The organism is Roseicyclus sp. (assembly GCF_052168335.1).
Classification (GTDB): Bacteria; Pseudomonadota; Alphaproteobacteria; order Rhodobacterales; family Rhodobacteraceae; genus Roseibacterium.
Map to the genome: position 1 here is coordinate 1 of NZ_JBQLZP010000192.1, position 2,699 is coordinate 2,699.

Below are 2,699 nucleotides of genomic sequence, written 5' to 3' on the forward strand. Positions count from 1 at the left end.
GGGTCGGACAGGTCACGTCCGCCGCGATGTCGCCCGACTACGGCTGCGGCGTCGCCATCGGCATGGTGCGCATGACCCACTGGGAGCCGGGAACCGAGCTGACGGTGGAGACCCAGGACGGGCCGCTGCCCGCCCGTGTCGAAGCCGAGTTCTGGGAACGGAAACAGAAGGCTGCGGCCTGAACTTCATGTAGATCGAGACAAGGGAGCCACGACATGACCTTTCGCGCTTTGCTGGTCGAGGAAGACGCCGAGGGCCGGAAATCGGCCTCGGTGAAATCCCTCGAGGACGCGGACCTGCCCGAGGGCGAGGTCACGGTCGCGGTCGAGTACTCGACGCTCAACTACAAGGACGGGCTCTGCCTCGGCTCGGGCGGCGGGCTGGTGCGCAAGTATCCGCATGTCCCCGGCATCGACTTCGCCGGCACCGTGGAAGCCAGCACCGACGACCGCTACCGCCCCGGCGACAAGGTGGTGCTGACCGGCTGGCGCGTGGGCGAGGCGCACTGGGGCGGCTATGCCGAGAAGGCGCGGGTCCGCGCCGACTGGCTCGTGCCGCTGCCCGAGGGGCTGACGACGCGGGCCGCGATGGCGGTGGGCACCGCCGGGCTGACCGCCATGCTGGCGATCATGGCGCTGGAAGATCACGGGCTGACCCCATCGAAGGGCGAGGTTCTGGTGACGGGGGCCGCCGGTGGCGTCGGCTCGGTCGCGACCGCCGCGCTGGCCAATCTGGGCTACACCGTCGCCGCCGTCACCGGGCGCCCCGAGCAGGAGGGCTACCTCAAGGGCCTCGGCGCCGCGCGCATCGTGCCGCGCGAGGACCTGGCCGAGACGGTCAAGCGCCCGCTCGAGAGCGAGACCTGGGCCGGCTGCGTCGATGCGGTGGGCGGCGCCATGCTCGCCCGCGTGCTCGGGCAGATGAAGTACGGCGCCTCCGTCGCGGCGGTGGGCCTCGCGGGCGGTGCGGCGCTGCCCGCGACGGTCGTGCCCTTCCTGCTCAGGGGCGTGAACCTCCTCGGGATCGACAGCGTGATGCAGCCCTACGAGAACCGTGTCCGCGCCTGGGCGCGGGTGGCCCGCGACGTGCCGCAGGACAAGCTCGAGGCGATGGTGCAGCCCGCGACGCTGGCCGATCTGCCCGACCTCGGCGCCGCGATCCTGAAGGGCGGGGTGCGGGGCCGTGTCGTCGTGGACGTGCGCGCCTGAGCCGCCTTGACCCCGACCGCGCCGGACTTAGCTCGCGCGGGACGGGACAAGGGCTTTCCGGGGGCGCATGACTTCGACACCGATCCTCTACTGGGCGCGGCGGGACTTCCGGCTGGGCGACAACCCGGCGCTTGCGGCCGCGGCGGCCTCCGGGGCGCCCGTCATCCCGGTCTTCATCGTGGACGAGGTGGTCGAGAGCCACGGCGCGGCGCCGAAATGGCGGCTCGGCCTCGGCGCCGAGGTGTTCGGCGCGGCGCTGGAAGGGGCCGGCGCGCGGCTGATCGTGCGGCGGGGCAGGGCGCTCGACGTGCTGCGCGCGCTCATCGCCGAGACGGGTGCGCGCGAGGTCCATTGGAACCGCCTCTACGATCCCGCCTCCCGCGCGCGGGACGAGGGTGTGAAGGCCGCGCTCAAGGCCGAGGGCATCGCGGCGCGGAGCCACGCGGCCCATGTCCTCTTCGAGCCCTGGACGGTGGAGACGGGGACGGGCGGCTTCTACCGGGTCTACACGCCGTTCTGGAAGGCCGTGCGCGGGCGCGATCCCGGCGACCCGCTGCCGGTGCCGAAGCTCCGCGCGCCCGGAGCCTGGCCCGCGAGCGACGATCTCGCCTCCCTCGCGCTCGGCGCCGCCATGAACCGCGGGGCGGAGGTCGTCCTGCCGCACCTCGCGGTGGGCGAGCGGGCCGCGCAGGCCCGGCTCGACGCCTTTCTCGAAAACGGGATCGACGCCTACGCCGAGGCGCGCGACGACCTTGCGCGGAACGGCACCTCGCAGCTCTCCGAGAACCTGACCTGTGGCGAGATCTCGGCGCGCACCTGCTGGTGGGCGGGCAGGCGCGCGATGGAGGAGGGCCGCGCGGGCGCCGAGACCTTCCTGAAGGAGCTCGTCTGGCGCGACTTCGCCCATCACCTCGTCCACCACACGCCGCACATCGTCGAACGGAACTGGCGCGAGGAGTGGGAGGCCTTTCCCTGGAACACGGACGCCAGCCGCGCCGATGTCGTCGCATGGCAGCGCGGGCGCACGGGCATGGCCATCGTCGACGCGGCGATGCGCGAGCTATACACCACCGGGCGGATGCACAACCGCGCGCGGATGCTCGTCGCCTCCTACCTGACCAAGCACATGCTGACGCACTGGAAGATCGGCCTCGACTGGTTCGAGGACTGCCTCGTGGACTGGGATCCGGCCTCGAACGCGATGGGCTGGCAGTGGTCGGCGGGGTCCGGGCCGGACGCCACGCCCTATTTCCGGGTGTTCAACCCCGAGACGCAGGCCGAGAAGTTCGATCCCCACGGCCGCTACCGGCGCCGCTGGGTGGCCGAGCTGTCGGCCAACCCGCCCGAGACCGCGCTCGCCTTCTTCGAGGCCGCGCCGCGGTCCTGGGGGATGTCGCCCGATGACGCCTATCCGGCGCGACCCGTGGTGGACGCGGCCGAGGGCCGCCGCCGCGCGCTCGCCGCGTACGAGAGTCGCGGCTTCTGAGACAC

The 2,699-nt window shown here is 72.7% G+C and carries 3 protein-coding genes; all 3 read left to right on the forward strand.

What is annotated here, in order from left to right; all coding sequences use genetic code 11:
- Positions 1-182 (forward strand): glycine cleavage T C-terminal barrel domain-containing protein (locus ACTS11_RS05990; RefSeq protein ID WP_442639425.1); only part of this gene is annotated, 182 nt, incomplete at its 5' end.
- A 33-nt stretch (positions 183-215) separates the two neighbouring features.
- On the forward strand, positions 216-1,208 hold the full coding sequence (gene acuI, locus ACTS11_RS05995) for an acryloyl-CoA reductase (RefSeq protein WP_442639426.1): 993 nt from the start codon (positions 216-218) through the stop codon (positions 1,206-1,208).
- A 67-nt stretch (positions 1,209-1,275) separates the two neighbouring features.
- Positions 1,276-2,694, forward strand: coding sequence for a cryptochrome/photolyase family protein (locus ACTS11_RS06000; protein ID WP_442639427.1), 1,419 nt, complete (start codon positions 1,276-1,278; stop codon positions 2,692-2,694).
- Positions 2,695-2,699: the final 5 nt, after the last annotated feature.

Excerpts from the sequence above, each read along its gene's own strand:
- acuI (WP_442639426.1), top strand. The coding sequence starts at position 216 with ATGACCTTTCGCGCTTTGCTGGTCGAGGAAGACGCCGAGGGCCGGAAA.
- ACTS11_RS06000 (WP_442639427.1), top strand. The coding sequence starts at position 1,276 with ATGACTTCGACACCGATCCTCTACTGGGCGCGGCGGGACTTCCGGCTG.